Source organism: Microbacterium faecale, from assembly GCF_014640975.1.
Lineage (GTDB): Bacteria > Actinomycetota > Actinomycetes > Actinomycetales > Microbacteriaceae > Microbacterium > Microbacterium faecale.
The window spans coordinates 722,374-736,697 of record NZ_BMHO01000001.1 but is presented as its reverse complement, the minus strand read 5'-3'; the positions used below and the strand labels follow the sequence as shown (position 1 = coordinate 736,697).

Sequence of the window (14,324 nt, the reverse complement as noted above, 5' to 3'; positions counted from 1 at the left end):
CATTCGTCTCTTCCCGTCAGCGCTGCAGCGCGATGACGTCGTCGGAACGCACGGAGAACTCCGTCTCGGTGCCGTCGGTCATGCGGCGGTCGTGGTCGGCGGCCATGGTCACGCCGATCGACGTGCCATCTGCGGCTTCGACGCGCGCCGTCCAGTACTCGCCGACGTAAGCACTGTCGCGGATCACGCCGCGCCCGACGAGGCCGCCGGTCGTGTCGCCGAGGCGGACGCTCTTGCTCCGGAAGGCGAGTGCGCCCCCCGCGGGCGCCGTGAGGGAACGGTCGGTCGCCCGCAGCCCGCCGGCCAGCGCGGATCCGTCTGCCCCGACGATGTTCTCGAAGCCCACGAAGTCGGCGGCGAACCGCGACACGGGGCGTCCGTAGATTTCCTCCGGGGTGCCGACCTGGTCGATGCGCCCGGAGTTCATGATCACGACACGGTCGGACAGCGCGAGCGCCTCCTCCTGGTCGTGCGTGACGTAGATGGACGTGTTGCCGAACTCACGGTGCAGGCGCTGGATCTCGGCGCGCATCGCGATGCGCAGCTTCGCGTCGAGGTTCGACAGCGGCTCGTCGTAGAGCATGAGCCCGTTGGCGGACACGAGGCCGCGCGCGAGCGCGACGCGCTGCTGCTGGCCGCCCGAGAGCTCGTGCGGAAAGCGATCCGCGTGCTTCGCCATGTCGACGGAGGCGAGCGCCTGCGCGGCGCGCTGCCGGATCTCCCCGCGCGGCACCTTGCGGCGCTTCATCGGGTAGGCGACGTTGGCCGTCACGGACAGGTGCGGCCACAGCGCGTAGCTCTGGAAGACCATGCCGACCTTGCGGCGGTGCGGCGGCAGGAAGCGCAACGAGTCGGCGTTCGCGAACGTCCGATCGCCAGCGTCGATGCTGCCGCCGTCCGGATCCTCGAGACCCGCGATGCACCGCAGCGTGGTCGTCTTGCCGCAGCCGCTCGGGCCGAGCAGCGTGACGAACTCGCCGTCAGCGATCGTCAGGTCGATGCCGTGCAGCACCTGCGACTTGCCGAACGACTTCGTAACGCCGGCGAGCTCAACTCTCATGACTGGTCCTTCCCTGGGGTCGACGCCGTTCGCAGGCCGCGGCGCGCGACCCAGGCGAGCAGGAGCGCGACGGCGCTGATGGTCAAGAAGCTCGCGATCAGCAGGAGCGACGCGGCGGCCGACGTGGGTGCCTGCCCCTCGACGTACCGGCTGTAGATCTCGACCGAGAGATAGTTGCTGCCCGGGGCGGACAGCACGAGTGGGGTGGAGAGGACACCGCTGATCACGACGAAGCACAGCACCCAGCCGCTGATGATGCTCGGGGCGATGAGGCGGATCACGACGTCCCAGATCGCACGGTACTTCGTCGCGCCCGATACCCACGCCGCCTCTTCGAGCGACATCGGGATCTGCGCGATGGCGCCGCCGGTCGTGCGTCCCGCGAGCGGAATGATGCCGACGAACAGGGCGAACACCATGATCACCGGGGTGCCGTAGAACTGGCCGAGGCCCGGCACCTCGAGGAAGAGCCACAGCACCGCGAGCGCGAGGATCAGCCCGGGCATCGCGAGTCCGAGCCACTGGCTGAACTCGATGAACCGCGAGAGCGCGCCGCCACGGAAGCGGGCGGCCCAGCTGAGGATCGTCGCGGCGGCCATGGCGAGGAAGGCGCCGAACGCGGCGACCATCAGCGTGTTGCCGAACGCATCGATCATGCGCGTGTTCGTCAGGATCGACGCGAAGTTGTCGAACCCGAAGTTGTCCGATGCGCCGAAGTATGGCGAGAGCGAGACCCGAATGAGCTGATACATCGGCAGGACGAGCGTGACGAGGGCGAAGAGCACGATGCCTCCGCTGAACACCCACTTCCAGCCGCCGACGTCACGGCGCACGGGGCGCGCCTCTCGCCCGCCGACCGTCACGAACGAGCGCTTCCCGAGGATCCGCACCTGCACGAGCACCAGAAGCAGCAGCACGATCATGAGCAGCAGCGACATCGCGCTCGCATGCCCGAACTGCGGCCCCGTGGAGGCCGACAGGAACTGGTAGATCTCGGTGGGGATCACGAAGATGCCGGCGGGTACTCCGAGGATCTGCGGCGCATCGAACGCTTCGAGGAACAACACGAAGCCGAGGATCATCGACCCGGTCAGCGCCGGTGCGAGGATCGGAATCTCCATCTGGAAGAACGTGCGCAGCGGGCTGGCGCCGCTGATGCGCGCGGCCTCCTCGAGGGAGCGGTCCATGGCGAGGAACGGTCCGAGCAGCAGGAAGAACTGCAACGCGATGAGGCGCACGGCCGAGACGAGAACGATCCCCCACCACGATTCGGCGTTGATCACGCGTGCGGCGTCGCCGAAGAGCGCCGCCAGCACGTCGTTGACCAGGCCGACGTTCGGGTTGCCGAGCATGCCCCACGCGATCGCGAAGAACAGGCCCGGCGTCGACATGAGGATGAACATCACGGCGGGGATCAACTGGCGCAGCGGGGTGCGTGTCTTCGTGTAGACCGCCGCGAAGAACAGCGCGATCACGGTCGAGACCGCGATCACGGCGATCCCCATCCCGATCGTCGTGAGCGCCACGCTCAGCACCCGCGGCGACGTGATGACCTCGATGAAGACCGCCGTCGTGAACTCGCCGTCGTCACCGAACATCTCGGTCTTGAAGGCGCCCTGGACGATCATCAGTGCGGGCGCGACGAAACACACCACGCACACGAGAGCGACCACGACCTGCGGGTTGCTCGCGTACCTCCGGAGACGACGTGCGATTCTCACGATGCGCTACCGGCTCTCGGCGCCCGGATCCGCGAATCCCCCGCCGATGACGGCTCCCTCAGGCATGACGGCGACGTCGTCGTCATGATCGGGACGGATCACGCGCGTCCACAGATTCGAGATCTTCCACTCGCCGTCGATTCGGCGGTAGTGCACTTTATAGAGCCCCTCGGACCAGGGCCCCCACACGCGCATGAGACCGAACGAGGTACGGAACTCGCAGATGAAGCGGTGCCAGATGAACTCGCCATACGCGGTGTCGCCGTCGACCGTGATTGTCGGCGAGGAGAGGACGTAGCCGTCCTTGCTCTTGACGACGGGAGCGAGCTCGTCGCCGATCATCGCCGCGATCGCGTCGCGTCCGCGGTGCGGTCCGTGCTGACGAATGTCGCATATCGCGTCCTCGGCGTACGCCTCCGCCACCCCGTCCCAGTTGCGGTCGCTGAGCGCCCGGAGGTACCGCTGCTGCAGCTCCTGGATCTCCTTCGCCGCCGCCAGATCGTGGACCTGTTGCTCCAACCTCGTTACCCGTTCGAGCAACTCATCGACTACGGACATGCATGCCCCATCTCTCCGCCGTTCCCGGTCGGTCTCGTCATCCTTCGATCAGCGCGTTACTTCGCGGTGATGTCTTGGAACAGGTCCTGGTTCGAGGCGATCTCCTCGCGCATCTGATCCTGAGCGGGCAGCGGCACGAACTCGATCTCGTTGAGCGCGGGCCAGCCGTGGGCCGGTTCCAGCGAGGGGTGCGGGTTGAGCGGGAAGTTGCCCGCCTCCATCACCTGCTCCTGCGCCTCGAGCGTGAACAGGTAGCTCAGGAACAGCTGGCCTGCCTCCGGGTTGGGGGCGTTCGCCGCCGGCATCCACTTCTCCGTCGCGATAACGGGGTTCTCGAGCAGGTGCAGGTCGACCGGGGCTCCGCCGTTGATCGCCTTGCGAATGCTCGTCGCAGCGGACGTCAGGTCGATCGGGTACTCGCCGGCGCTGACGGCCTGGAGAGCGAGCTGGTCCTGCGCCACGATGCTCGACTGTGACGCGACCGTGCGCAGCCACTCCTCGTCGACGAGGTCGCTCTGCAGCAGGATCGACAGCACCGTCTGCATGCCGCCCGGCACCGACGGCGTCATGAACGTGACCTGGTCGGCCCACTCGGCGTCGGCGATCTCCGGCCAGTTCGCCGGCAGCTCGGAGTCTTCGAGCATCTCGGTGTTGTAGCCGAGCGAGAACAGCAGCGCCCACGGCGAGTGGTAGAACCCGTTCGGATCCTCGTACTGGTCGGGGTGGATCCGGTCGGCGGCCCACTCGGGTGCCTCGTACGTGACGGGCGTGAACTTCTCCGCGAAGCCCTGGTCGGCGTAGCGGTCGGCGTTCGGGTTGGAGATGACATCCACGACGTGACGCCCCGTCGCCTTCTCGGCCTCGAGCGTCGTCTGCAGGTCGGCACCGACGAACGTCTCGGGGACGACCGTGAGTCCGGGGAAGCGCTCTTCGAACGCTTCGTAGATCGCGACGAACTCGTCGTGGTGTCCCGCATAGATCGTGACGTCCGTGTTGCCGGCGTCGATGGCCGCTTCGTACAGCTCCGTCAGCTCGGCTTCCTGCTCCTGCTCGAGCTCGAGCGGGCCGAGGTCGAGCTCCTCCGCCGTCGCCACGGGTTCGGACCCGCCGCCGCACGCGCCGAGCGCGAGCACCCCACCCAACGCGATGACCGCCGTGGATGACCGTAACCAAACATGAGACCGCATCTTTGCTCCTCCAGTCGTCGGGACCGACACCGTCGTCGATCACGTTGCTCACCGTGACACGAAGGGACGATTTTTGTCAAGCTATTGACATCTTTCGTGCGCGTAAACCGCATGGTGGTGCGTATGTGACCAATGAATCCCGCTGTATTTGATGGATTGGTTGACAAATATAAGGTCGTCCGCGACGATCGAGGCGTACGCATCGGCGCGTACGACGCGACACCGGGAGGCACCGCAACATGACGAGCTGGGACTACATCGTGGTGGGTGCCGGATCGGCCGGGGCGCTGGTCGCCGAACGGCTCAGCGCGGCGCCGTCCCGATCCGTGCTCCTGTTGGAAGCCGGCCCCGATTATCGGGCCGCCGACACCCCGATCGAGTTTCGCGACCGCACGAAGGGCCTCGGCCTGACGCTCGAGGCCCCGAAGACGGGCACCCCCGCGTTCTACTGGCACGGCACGAGCGCGGTCCGCGCGCGCGGCCAGGAGCCGTTCCCGTACCGCCGCGGCCGCGGCCTCGGCGGCAGTTCGACGGTGAACGGGCTCTACGCGATCCGCGGAGTCGCAGACGACTTCCGTGCCTGGGAGAATCTCGGCGCCCGCGGCTGGGGCGCCGAGGCGATGCTCGACGCGTCGTGTGCGATCGAGGACGACCTCGACTTCGGGGATCGGCCGTATCACGGCAGCCACGGCCCGACGCCGATCTACCGCGAACCCGAGTCCGGGTGGGGAGGCGTCGATCACGCGGTGCGCGATGCCGCGCTGGCCGCTGGCTACGAATGGCACCCGGATCACAACGCGCCCGGCAGCACCGGCGTCTCGCCGACGGCGATGAACATCCGTGACGGACAGCGCGTCTCGACGAACCACGCCTACCTCGAGCCGGCCCGCGACCGCGAGAACCTGCGCATCGTCGGCGACACGCTCGTCGACCGCGTCCTGTTCTCGGGCGATCGGGCGATCGGGGTCGTCACGGCGGATGGCGAGGAGCACCACGCGCGCCAGGAAGTGTTCCTCTGCGGCGGATCCACGGCGTCTCCCGCGATTCTCATGCGCTCCGGAATCGGACCGCGCGACGACCTCGCCGCCCTCGGCATCGACGTACGCGCGGATCTTCCCGTCGGGCGCGGATCCCAGGATCACGCCGTGACGTTCATCGAGGTGCCCGTGCTGCCGGCGGCGCAGCAGTCGGTCGCGCACCGCCCCACGAACATCGTGCTGCGGTACTCGTCCGGTCTCGGTCGCGACAACGACATGATGATGATGGCGACGAACCACAACTACTGGTTCGGGCGGGACACGGCGGGCATCGCGATCTCCTTGCAGTCGCCCGACTCGCGCGGCACCATGACGCTGCGTTCGCGCGATCCGCGCGACGAGCCGCATTTCGACTTCGACTTCCTCTCGGCGGGCAGCGACCTCGAGCGGATGCGCGACGGGCTCGCCCGCGGGCGGGCGCTCATGGACGACGAGGCTTTCGGGCGGATCCGGACAGGCGAGCCGACATGGCCGCAGGACGACGCCGAGATCCTCGCGACGGTGAAGGACACGATGCACCTGACGTCGACCGTGCCGATCGGATCCGAGGGCTCGGCCCGCGCGGTCGTCGGACCCGACTGCCGCGTCTTCGGAACGCGGGGCCTGCGCGTCATCGACGCCTCCGTGCTGCCGACGGTGCCGAGCGCCAACACTTACCTGACGGTGCTCGCCGCCGCCGAGCTGTTCATGCAGAAATTCGAGGGGGAAGCACGATGATCAGGCCGCACACACCAGAGTCTGCGCACGAACTCGCGGCCCGTGTGGCGCGCGACGCGCGGCACCTGATCGGCGGCGAGCTCGTGCCAGGTGCGGTGTCCGCGACGGTCGCCGCGCCCTGGGATCTGTCGCGCAGCGTCACCTACCTCGCTGTCGACAACAGCGGTGCGCAGGCCGCGATCCGCGCCGCCGCACACGCCTTCGCGACGGACGAGCGGAGCCCCGAGCGCCATCGCGACGTGCTGCGGGCGATGGCCGATCGCGCGGAGGAGATCCAAGAGGATCTCGCCGCGCTCATCGCCTTCGAGAACGGCAAGCTCATGCCCTCGGCGACGATGGAGGCGGCCGCAGTGGCCGGATCCCTGCGCTACTGGGCGGAGGTCCACCCGCAGAACGAGACGCTCAGCTCCGGCGACGATCACGTCACGGAGCTGATCCGGCGCCCGCTCGGCGTGATCGCGGCGATCACGCCGTTCAACATGCCCGTGCTCATGGCGGTGAACAAGATCGGCGCCGCCATCGCAACCGGGAACACGGTGGTGTGCAAGCCCTCCCCCGCGACACCGCTGTCAGCGCTGCTCTTCGCGCGCGCCGTCGCCGACGTCGTGCCCGCCGGGTGGGTCAATATCTTCGCCGGCACCGACGAGACGGGCCCGTTCCTGTCGACCTCGCCCGATGTGGCGCTCGTGTCGTTCACGGGCAGCATTCCCGTTGGCAAGCAGATCATGGCGAGCGCCTCGCAGGAGCTGACGCGGGTGCAGCTCGAGCTCGGTGGCAACGACCCGGCGATCATCGGCCCGGGCGCGGATCTCGACACGGTCGTCCCACAGATCTTCCGCAGCGCGTTCGGCTCGAGCGGCCAGGCGTGCGTCGCCGCGAAGCGCGTGTACGCCCCCGCCGACCTCGCGGACGAGGTGGCCGACCGCCTCGCGACGCTCGCCCAGGCGACGCGCGTGGGGCACCCGTTCGACCCGGAGGCGACGGCGCCCGTCCTCACAACACGAGCGCAGTATGAGAAGGTCGATGCCATGCTGAACGAAGCGCGCACCGACGCTCAGGTCGTGTTCGAGGGCGTCCGGGACAGCGAGACGGGCTACTACGTGCATCCGTCGATCGTGACGGGCGCGACGAACGGAATGGCGATCGTCGACGAGGAGCAGTTCGGGCCCGTGCTGCCCGTCGTGTCGTATGCGACGACGTCGGAGGTCGTTGCGCTCGCGAACGCGACGCCGTTCGGGCTCGGCGCATCGGTGTGGTCCCCGGACGACGAGTTCCTCACGGCGGTCGTCCCCCGCCTCGAGGCGGGCACCGTGTGGGTCAACGGTCTCGGACGTCCGAGCCCGGCCCTCCCGTTCGGCGGCGTGAAACAGAGCGGCATCGGCCGTGAAGGCGGCGCTCCCGGCATCGACGACTTCTCGGAGCTCGTGACGATCACGCGGTTTCGCCCCACCGAAGCAGTGTGACCGGCGATGACCGATTCGTCGCCGGAGCCCGAGGAGGAGACTCCCGTCCGCCCACCGTTCTATTCCTTCGTCGACGGCGTCGCGGAGGTCGTCTCCCGTGAGGACGTCGCGTCTGACTCCGTCACGCCGCGGCTGAGCCTGATGATGCGCCGCGTGAACCAACTGATGAGCGATGACGCGACGCGACGCGTCTACCGGCCGCACGGCTGGTCACACGCCGGGTTCCGCATCTGCATCGCCCTCTGGGTGATGGGACCGATGGCCTCGCATCGCGTGACGGCGATGACGAACATGGGGCGCGCCACCGTCTCGGCGGCACTCAAGCGCATCAGCGACGAGGGGCTCGTGATCAAAGAGCCCTCCCCCGACGATCTGCGGTCGGTGCACGTGCGCCTGACGCCCCTCGGCGAGGAGAAGATCCGCGAGAGCTACGCGGTGCACCTGGCCGGGGAGCACGAGTGGCTGGACGCCCTGACCCCGGCCGAGAAGCATATGCTGCTCATGCTGCTGGAGAAGCTCGCCGCGAACGCGCCGCGCCGCTAGGGTCTGTCCGCGGATCCGTGCGAGCGACGAGCTGCTGAGCACCGACCCCTTCGCGCTCCTCCTCGGTATGCTGCTGAACCAGCAGGCGCGCTCACCACGGGGTTCGTCCAGCGATAACAGATCCGGTGGTCACTCATCGGTCCACTTCAGCCAGGAGGGATGCGATCGCCGCACGCACGCGCGGAAGGTCGACGCTGATGGTTGCCCACACCGCATCGTAATCGGTCGCCCCATAATGATGCGCGAGCCGATCACGCATGCGCTTGATGCTCGACCATGGCACCTGCGGGTTCGCGGCGATCTTCTCGTCAGTCAATCGTGCGACGTTCTCGCCGATCTTGATGATGATCGATTCGGCCGCGAGCCCCGGCGTATTGAGCGCGTCGGAGACGTACCAGTCGTGGCCTCGAGCCGCGAGTTGCGTTCCGTCATCACACAACCGGACAATCTCGCGTAGGCACCGGTGGTCCCTCCCACTCATGTGGCCACCGCCGACAGCAGGATCGGATGATTAGCGGGGAGCCCCCCGTCAGTAACCACATCGACCGGAACACCGAGCAACTGTTCGGCTTCTGAGGCGAACTCGGCGATCGTCAGCAATCCGACGTTCGGCGCGCGGCTGACAAGGATATCGAGGTCGCTCTGCGCTGTGTCCGCGCCCCGCCCCGCTGAACCGAACACGCGCACGTTGCTCAGCCCGTAGCGTGCAGCAAGCTCTTTGAGTTCGCCGCGATGCTGCTCGAGCGCCTCGTGCGGCAGAGGACGCAAAGCCAAGCGCAGCCTGCCGATCATTGCCTCCGAGGGAATTCGCCGCCCGGACTCGTAAGCGGCGATGTTCGGCTGCGCAACGCCGCTGCGCAACGCGAGCTGCGACTGGCTGAGCCCAGCGCGCTCGCGCAACTTCCGCAACGTCTCACTCATATCATGATGATATCGCACGCTCTGCGGGCACGGTCCGCCACACCGCTTCCACTCGCCCTCTGAGCCGTGTCCTCAGGAACACAGGGTGGGAGACTGGAGCCATGGCCCTGCACATCACCGGAGACACCGCTGCCGACGAACTGCTGACCGAGAATCCCCTGGCCCTTCTGGTCGGTATGCTGCTGGACCAGCAGATCGCGATGGAGACCGCGTTCGCAGGTCCGCAGAAGATCCTCGACCGCACGGGATCCCTCTCTGCAGCCGACCTCGCCGGCTATGGCCCGGACGCGCTCGTCGAGGTCTTCCGCGAGACGCCCGCGGTGCACCGCTACCCCGGATCCATGGCGGGCCGCGTGCAGAAGCTCTGTCAGGAGGTCGTCGCCGAGTGGGATGGCGACGCCGCCGCGATCTGGACCGACGGGAATCCGTCCGGCGCCGAGGTGCTGAAGCGGTTGAAGAAACTGCCCGGGTTCGGCGACCAGAAGGCTCGCATCTTCCTCGCGCTGCTCGGCAAGCAGTGCGAGTTCACCGGATCCGGTTGGCGCGAGGCCGCGGGGGACTACGGCGAGGAGGGCTCATTCCGTTCGGTCGCCGACATCACCAGTCCGGAGACGCTCGCGAAGGTGCGCGAGACGAAGAGAGCCATGAAGGCGGCGGCCAAGGCGAAGAAGTAGCGCGCAGCTTGTCGCAATCGCGACGCCCGCCGCATAGAACAGCAGATCGGTGGCGGAGAAAACAGTGCCGAAGACGAGCATGAGCGGACGGAACGCGGCACCCCACTGCTCGGGAAGGCCCGTGAGCTGGAAAAACTCCACGGAAACGCACCAGACGAGGGCCACGGCGCCGATGAACCATGGCGACCGAGACGGTATGAGGAAAGCCACGAGAAGGAAGATCAGCGCGGCGTAGAGGGTATCGCCGACGGCATCGGTGACGAATCCGGTCGGAGCGAGGAAATGCACACCGAGACCGGCCGCGACGACAACCACTGCGGCGAGCGCGATGGGGAGGCGGCGCATGGGGCGATCGTACGGCGTGCGCGCTGGACGGGTGCTTTCAGCGTCCTCTGCCCGCGGTCATCAGCTCGGCGATGACTGCGCACCGGTGACACCCGATCCCATCCGTTCCCCTCTCTGCACCGAAGAAGGAGTGACAGAGAAGGGACGCGCACATGTCGCTCGTCATCATCGGAATCCTCGGCGGACTCATCACCGGAATCTCGCCGTGCATCCTCCCGGTCCTCCCCGTGATCTTCCTCACCGGCGGCGCGCAGTCGGCGCGCCGTCCGCAGGACGACGACGGCGCCGTGAAACAGGTCTCGCGCTGGCGGCCCTACCTCGTCGTGCTGGGGCTCATGACGAGCTTCACGCTCGTCACACTCGCTGGCTCGCTGGTCCTCGGAGCCCTCGGGCTGCCGCAGAGCGTGCTCCGGTGGGTCGGGATCGCGCTGCTCGTCGCGATCGCGATCGGGCTCCTCGTGCCGGCCGTCGAGCGTCTGTTGGAGCGCCCGTTCTCCTGGCTGCCGCGACGGGAGGTGTCGAATCAGCGCAACGGGTTCGCCGTCGGCCTCGCTCTCGGAACCGTGTTCGTCCCGTGCGCGGGCCCGGTGCTGGCCGCCATCATCGTCGCGGGGTCGACGGGGCAGATCGGCCCAGGCACCGTCGTGCTCACGGTGTCGTTCGCGATCGGAGTGGCGATTCCCCTGCTCATCTTCGCGCTCGCGGGACGCAGCGTGGTCGAACGGATCCGGCACTTCCGCGCACGCGAACGCGGCCTGCGGATCGCGGCGGGGATCGCGATGCTCGCGCTTGCCGTTGGGCTCGTCTTCGACGTGCCGGCCGCTCTGCAGCGGCTCGTGCCCGACTATACGGCGCCTCTACAGGAGCGGCTGTCCACCGACGAGAACGTGCAAGACGCGCTCGATCTCGGCGGAATCGTGACGGACGAGAACCGCGAGCTGAGCAACTGCACGAACGCCGCCGATGAGCTTGAATCCTGCGGTACGGCGCCGTCGATTCGCGGAATCGAGGAGTGGTTCAACACCCCGAACGGATCGGCGATCGAGCTCGACGATCTCCGTGGCGAGGTCGTGCTCATCGACTTCTGGGCATACTCGTGCATCAACTGCCAGCGCAGCCTTCCGCACGTGGTCGCCTGGGACGAGGCCTATCGCGACGCCGGTCTGAACGTCATCGGGGTGCACTCGCCCGAGTACGCGTTCGAGAAGGATCCGGGCAACGTCCGTGCCGGTGCCGAGAACTTCGGAATCACCTACCCGGTTGCGCTCGACAACGACCTGTCGACCTGGACGAACTATCGCAATCGGTATTGGCCCGCCCACTACCTCATCGACGCCGAAGGGACCGTCCGCCACATCTCGTTCGGCGAGGGAAACTACGCCGCAACGGAGAAGCTCATCAGGGAGCTCCTCCTCGATGCCGATCCCGCCGCCGCGTTGCCGGACGCCACCGAGGTGGCGGACGAGACACCGACCGATCCTGAGCGGACGCCGGAGACTTTCCTCGGCTGGACAAAAGAACACAACTTCGGCGGGGACGACGCGTATCAGCCTGGGACGGCACGGTTCACCCTCCCGGCGGAGCAGCCCGACGACAGCTTCGCACTGACGGGAGAGTGGACGATCGAGAGTCAATACGCGACGCCGGCGGAGCAGTCGGCAGGCGTGCGCCTGACCTACTCGGCCCGGGAGGTCCGTATCGTGCTCGCGGGGGAGGGCAGCGTCACAGCAACGGTCGACGGATCCGCTCCCGAGACGCTCGACGTCTCCGGCACTCCGCGCTCATACCTTCTGCGCGACGGCGACGCCGGATCCGGCGTGATCGACCTGTCGATCGATCCCGGTGTCGAGGTCTATTCGTTCACCTTCGGATGACCCGCGCGGCCCGCGACGACACCGAAATCGTCGCGGGCCGCCGGATCATTCGGTCGGGATCGCGACGATCGGATCCGTCGTGGGCGCACCGGTCGACGACCCGCCCGCGTCTTCGATCTGGACCGACGGGGATCCGTACGGCGCTGAGGTGCTGAAGCGCCTGAAAAGGCTGCCGGGGTTCGGCGACCAGAAGGCGCGCATCTTCCTCGCGCTGCTCGGCAAGCGGTGCGGGTTCGTGGCATTCGGGTGGCGAGAGGCGGCCGAAGACTACGGCGAGGAGGGTTGGTTCCGCTCTGTCGCCGGCATCAGGAGTCCGAAGACGGTCGCGAAGGCAGGCGAGACGAAGAAGGCCATGAAGGCGGCCGCGAAGAAGTAGCGCGCGCGGTCTCGCCTCAGCGACCCTCGGAACGTCTCCGGTTCCGTAGAGCGGAATGGCCACGCTGTGACGATTGCGTACAGTGAGATATCAACCTTGGCTCGTCGAAGAGACATCCTCGATCAACGGCCGTTGATGACCCGGCGAGATACGCGCTTCGGCAACGTGCCGTCCCCTCACATGGCTGGAGAACCTATGAAGATCGACATTCACGGACACGTGACGGCCCCCGCTTCCCTGTACGCGTACAAGGCAGGCCTGCTCTCTCACCGCGGCGCCCACGGCCGCGGCAGCGCTGGGGTGACGGACGAGACCCTTCGCGCAGCGCTCGACGCCCCGAACCCGAGCTTCGGCAATGTGTCGCACATGGAGCATCTCAACAACGCGGGAATCGATCTCCAGCTGATCTCTCCGCGCCCGTATCAGATGATGCACAGCGAACAGGCGAAGCTCGTCGAGTGGTTCACCGCCGAGACGAACGATGTGATCGCGCGCTCTGTGTCGCTGGAGCCCGATCGATTCCGAGGCGTCGCGGGCTTGCCACAGAGTATGGACACCAGCCCAGAGCAGTGGGCCGCGGAGATGCGTCGTGCCGTCACGGAGCTCGGATTCGTCGGCGTGATGCTGAACACGGATCCCTACGAGGGCACCGCGCAACCGCCCGCCCTCAGCGACCGCTTCTGGTACCCGATCTGGGAAGCAGCCAGCGAGCTGGACGTGCCGATCCTCCTCCACTCCGCGGGCTGCCGACCACCGGCGCGCGAGACCTACTCGCTGCACTTCATCCAGGAAGAAACGATCGCGGTCATCAGCTTGATCAACTCGTCGGTCTTCGACGACTTCCCTGGCCTCAAGATCATCGTCTCCCACGGCGGAGGCGCGATCCCCTACCAGCGCGGTCGGTTTTTTCCCGCCGCGATGCGCAAGGGCACGACGTTCAGCGACCAGCTCCGCAAGCTCTACTACGACACGTGCCTGTACACGCAGGACTCCATCGAACTGCTCGTGCGCGCGGTCGGTTCCGACCGGACGGTGTTCGGATCCGAGAAGCCCGGCACGGGGTCGCACATCGACCCGAAGACGGGGCGTTGGATCGACGACATCCACCTGCTGATCGAGGACATCGACTGGCTCACGGACGACGACCGCTCTCGGCTGTTCGAGAACAACGCCAAGGCACTCTTCCGGCTGTAACCGTCGATGTCCAGCCCACAGGATTCACGCTACGACCTCGATGCGATCCGCGAGGAGATCTTCACGCTCGGCACCGCCACGCTCTACGAAGCGTCCGGTATGGACTGTCTGCTGTCGCCTGCGCTGCGGCCGGCGTGGCCGGGCGCAGCGCTTGTCGCACGGGCCCTCCCCGTCACGACAGCCGCAGGCGACAACCTCGCCCTGCACCTCGCCATCGAGCAGGCCCGGCCCGGAGAGGCCCTCGTCGTCGATGCGCAACAGGCCGACCACGGCTACTGGGGTGAGGTCCTCACCGCGTTCGCGCAGGCGCGGGGCGTGGTCGGCCTCGTCATCCTCGGCGGGGTGCGGGACGTGCGGGACATCGCCGCTCGTCGCTTCCCGGTCTTCAGCACGTCGATCGCTCTGGCGGGAACGTCCAAGGACGACGCCGGCGAGATCGGCGCGCCGATGCGCTGTGGCCACGCTGTCATTCGGCGCGGCGACGTGATCGTCGCCGACCACGACGGGGTGATCTCGATTCCCGACGACGCGTTCGCGACGGTGGTGAGTCGGTCCCGCGAGCGCGCGGAGCAGGAGACCGAGTACATGCGTCAGCTCGAGGACGGCGCGTCGAGCGTCACGCTCTACGGCTTCGATCGCGACGGACGCCGATAG

15 protein-coding genes are annotated in these 14,324 nt (G+C 67.5%); 8 read left to right on the top strand and 7 right to left on the bottom strand.

Annotation, left to right across the window (positions count from 1 at the left end; translation table 11 throughout):
- Window positions 1–16 precede the first annotated feature (16 nt).
- Genes IEW87_RS03370 through IEW87_RS03355 form a run of 4 tightly spaced genes read right to left on the bottom strand, consistent with a single transcriptional unit; the run spans window position 17 to window position 4,526 of the window.
- The gene (locus tag IEW87_RS03370) at window positions 17–1,060 is read right to left on the bottom strand and encodes an ABC transporter ATP-binding protein (RefSeq protein WP_188710887.1); all 1,044 of its coding nucleotides are present in this window, start codon (window positions 1,058–1,060) and stop codon (window positions 17–19) included.
- Complete coding sequence (locus tag IEW87_RS03365) at window positions 1,057–2,781, bottom strand: ABC transporter permease (RefSeq protein WP_188710886.1); 1,725 nt, start codon at window positions 2,779–2,781, stop codon at window positions 1,057–1,059. The genes IEW87_RS03370 and IEW87_RS03365 overlap by 4 nt, the downstream gene beginning before the upstream one ends.
- A 6-nt stretch (window positions 2,782–2,787) precedes the next feature.
- Window positions 2,788–3,339, bottom strand: a complete 552-nt coding sequence (locus IEW87_RS03360; protein ID WP_188710885.1) for a nuclear transport factor 2 family protein — start codon at window positions 3,337–3,339, stop codon at window positions 2,788–2,790.
- A gap of 56 nt (window positions 3,340–3,395) precedes the next feature.
- On the bottom strand, window positions 3,396–4,526 hold the full coding sequence (locus tag IEW87_RS03355; RefSeq protein ID WP_188710884.1) for an ABC transporter substrate-binding protein: 1,131 nt from the start codon (window positions 4,524–4,526) through the stop codon (window positions 3,396–3,398).
- A 239-nt stretch (window positions 4,527–4,765) separates the two neighbouring features.
- On the opposite strand from IEW87_RS03355, the gene IEW87_RS03350 reads away from it, so the two are divergent.
- Genes IEW87_RS03350 through IEW87_RS03340 form a run of 3 tightly spaced genes read left to right on the top strand, consistent with a single transcriptional unit; the run spans window position 4,766 to window position 8,286 of the window.
- The gene (locus IEW87_RS03350; protein ID WP_188710883.1) at window positions 4,766–6,280 is read left to right on the top strand and encodes a GMC family oxidoreductase; all 1,515 of its coding nucleotides are present in this window, start codon (window positions 4,766–4,768) and stop codon (window positions 6,278–6,280) included.
- Window positions 6,277–7,743, top strand: coding sequence for an aldehyde dehydrogenase family protein (locus IEW87_RS03345; protein WP_188710882.1), 1,467 nt, complete (start codon window positions 6,277–6,279; stop codon window positions 7,741–7,743). The genes IEW87_RS03350 and IEW87_RS03345 overlap by 4 nt, the downstream gene beginning before the upstream one ends.
- A gap of 6 nt (window positions 7,744–7,749) precedes the next feature.
- Window positions 7,750–8,286: a MarR family winged helix-turn-helix transcriptional regulator gene (locus IEW87_RS03340; protein ID WP_188710881.1), complete on the top strand. Its 537-nt coding sequence runs from the start codon at window positions 7,750–7,752 to the stop codon at window positions 8,284–8,286.
- A gap of 133 nt (window positions 8,287–8,419) precedes the next feature.
- Here the strand turns inward: IEW87_RS03340 and IEW87_RS03335 are convergent, their stop codons facing one another.
- Both IEW87_RS03335 and IEW87_RS03330 read right to left on the bottom strand, forming a co-directional pair.
- On the bottom strand, window positions 8,420–8,725 hold the full coding sequence (locus IEW87_RS03335) for a HepT-like ribonuclease domain-containing protein (RefSeq protein ID WP_229730895.1): 306 nt from the start codon (window positions 8,723–8,725) through the stop codon (window positions 8,420–8,422).
- Window positions 8,726–8,763: 38 nt separating this feature from the next.
- Entirely contained in the window at window positions 8,764–9,207 is a 444-nt protein-coding gene (locus tag IEW87_RS03330; RefSeq protein WP_188710879.1) for a helix-turn-helix domain-containing protein, read from the bottom strand.
- Window positions 9,208–9,308: 101 nt separating this feature from the next.
- Here IEW87_RS03330 and IEW87_RS03325 point away from each other — a divergent pair, with 101 nt between their 5' ends.
- Window positions 9,309–9,881, top strand: coding sequence for an HhH-GPD-type base excision DNA repair protein (locus tag IEW87_RS03325; protein WP_188710878.1), 573 nt, complete (start codon window positions 9,309–9,311; stop codon window positions 9,879–9,881).
- Here IEW87_RS03325 and IEW87_RS03320 read toward each other — a convergent pair.
- Window positions 9,783–10,226: a ribosomal maturation YjgA family protein gene (locus tag IEW87_RS03320; RefSeq protein WP_188710877.1), complete on the bottom strand. Its 444-nt coding sequence runs from the start codon at window positions 10,224–10,226 to the stop codon at window positions 9,783–9,785. The two genes, IEW87_RS03325 and IEW87_RS03320, sit on opposite strands and share 99 nt — an antisense overlap.
- A gap of 152 nt (window positions 10,227–10,378) precedes the next feature.
- Between IEW87_RS03320 and IEW87_RS03315 the strand changes: the two genes are divergently transcribed.
- The 4 genes from IEW87_RS03315 (at window position 10,379) to IEW87_RS03300 (ending at window position 14,324) form a co-directional block, all read left to right on the top strand.
- Complete coding sequence (locus IEW87_RS03315; protein ID WP_188710876.1) at window positions 10,379–12,100, top strand: cytochrome c biogenesis protein DipZ; 1,722 nt, start codon at window positions 10,379–10,381, stop codon at window positions 12,098–12,100.
- Between the two features lie 79 nt (window positions 12,101–12,179).
- Window positions 12,180–12,476 (top strand): HhH-GDP family DNA glycosylase, encoded by a 297-nt coding sequence (locus tag IEW87_RS03310; protein ID WP_188710875.1) that lies wholly within the window; start codon window positions 12,180–12,182, stop codon window positions 12,474–12,476.
- Window positions 12,477–12,671: 195 nt separating this feature from the next.
- Window positions 12,672–13,670 carry an amidohydrolase family protein gene (locus tag IEW87_RS03305; RefSeq protein ID WP_188710874.1) on the top strand — a complete coding sequence of 333 codons (999 nt, stop codon included), beginning with the start codon at window positions 12,672–12,674 and terminating at the stop codon, window positions 13,668–13,670.
- A 6-nt stretch (window positions 13,671–13,676) separates the two neighbouring features.
- Window positions 13,677–14,324, top strand: coding sequence for an RraA family protein (locus IEW87_RS03300; RefSeq protein WP_188710873.1), 648 nt, complete (start codon window positions 13,677–13,679; stop codon window positions 14,322–14,324).

Excerpts from the sequence above, each read along its gene's own strand:
- IEW87_RS03340 (WP_188710881.1), top strand. The coding sequence starts at position 7,750 with ATGACCGATTCGTCGCCGGAGCCCGAGGAGGAGACTCCCGTCCGCCCA.
- IEW87_RS03320 (WP_188710877.1), bottom strand. The coding sequence starts at position 10,226 with ATGCGCCGCCTCCCCATCGCGCTCGCCGCAGTGGTTGTCGTCGCGGCC.
- IEW87_RS03300 (WP_188710873.1), top strand. The coding sequence starts at position 13,677 with ATGTCCAGCCCACAGGATTCACGCTACGACCTCGATGCGATCCGCGAG.
- IEW87_RS03330 (WP_188710879.1), bottom strand. The coding sequence starts at position 9,207 with ATGAGTGAGACGTTGCGGAAGTTGCGCGAGCGCGCTGGGCTCAGCCAG.
- IEW87_RS03355 (WP_188710884.1), bottom strand. The coding sequence starts at position 4,526 with ATGCGGTCTCATGTTTGGTTACGGTCATCCACGGCGGTCATCGCGTTG.
- IEW87_RS03360 (WP_188710885.1), bottom strand. The coding sequence starts at position 3,339 with ATGTCCGTAGTCGATGAGTTGCTCGAACGGGTAACGAGGTTGGAGCAA.
- IEW87_RS03345 (WP_188710882.1), top strand. The coding sequence starts at position 6,277 with ATGATCAGGCCGCACACACCAGAGTCTGCGCACGAACTCGCGGCCCGT.
- IEW87_RS03315 (WP_188710876.1), top strand. The coding sequence starts at position 10,379 with ATGTCGCTCGTCATCATCGGAATCCTCGGCGGACTCATCACCGGAATC.
- IEW87_RS03350 (WP_188710883.1), top strand. The coding sequence starts at position 4,766 with ATGACGAGCTGGGACTACATCGTGGTGGGTGCCGGATCGGCCGGGGCG.
- IEW87_RS03325 (WP_188710878.1), top strand. The coding sequence starts at position 9,309 with ATGGCCCTGCACATCACCGGAGACACCGCTGCCGACGAACTGCTGACC.
- IEW87_RS03370 (WP_188710887.1), bottom strand. The coding sequence starts at position 1,060 with ATGAGAGTTGAGCTCGCCGGCGTTACGAAGTCGTTCGGCAAGTCGCAG.
- IEW87_RS03305 (WP_188710874.1), top strand. The coding sequence starts at position 12,672 with ATGAAGATCGACATTCACGGACACGTGACGGCCCCCGCTTCCCTGTAC.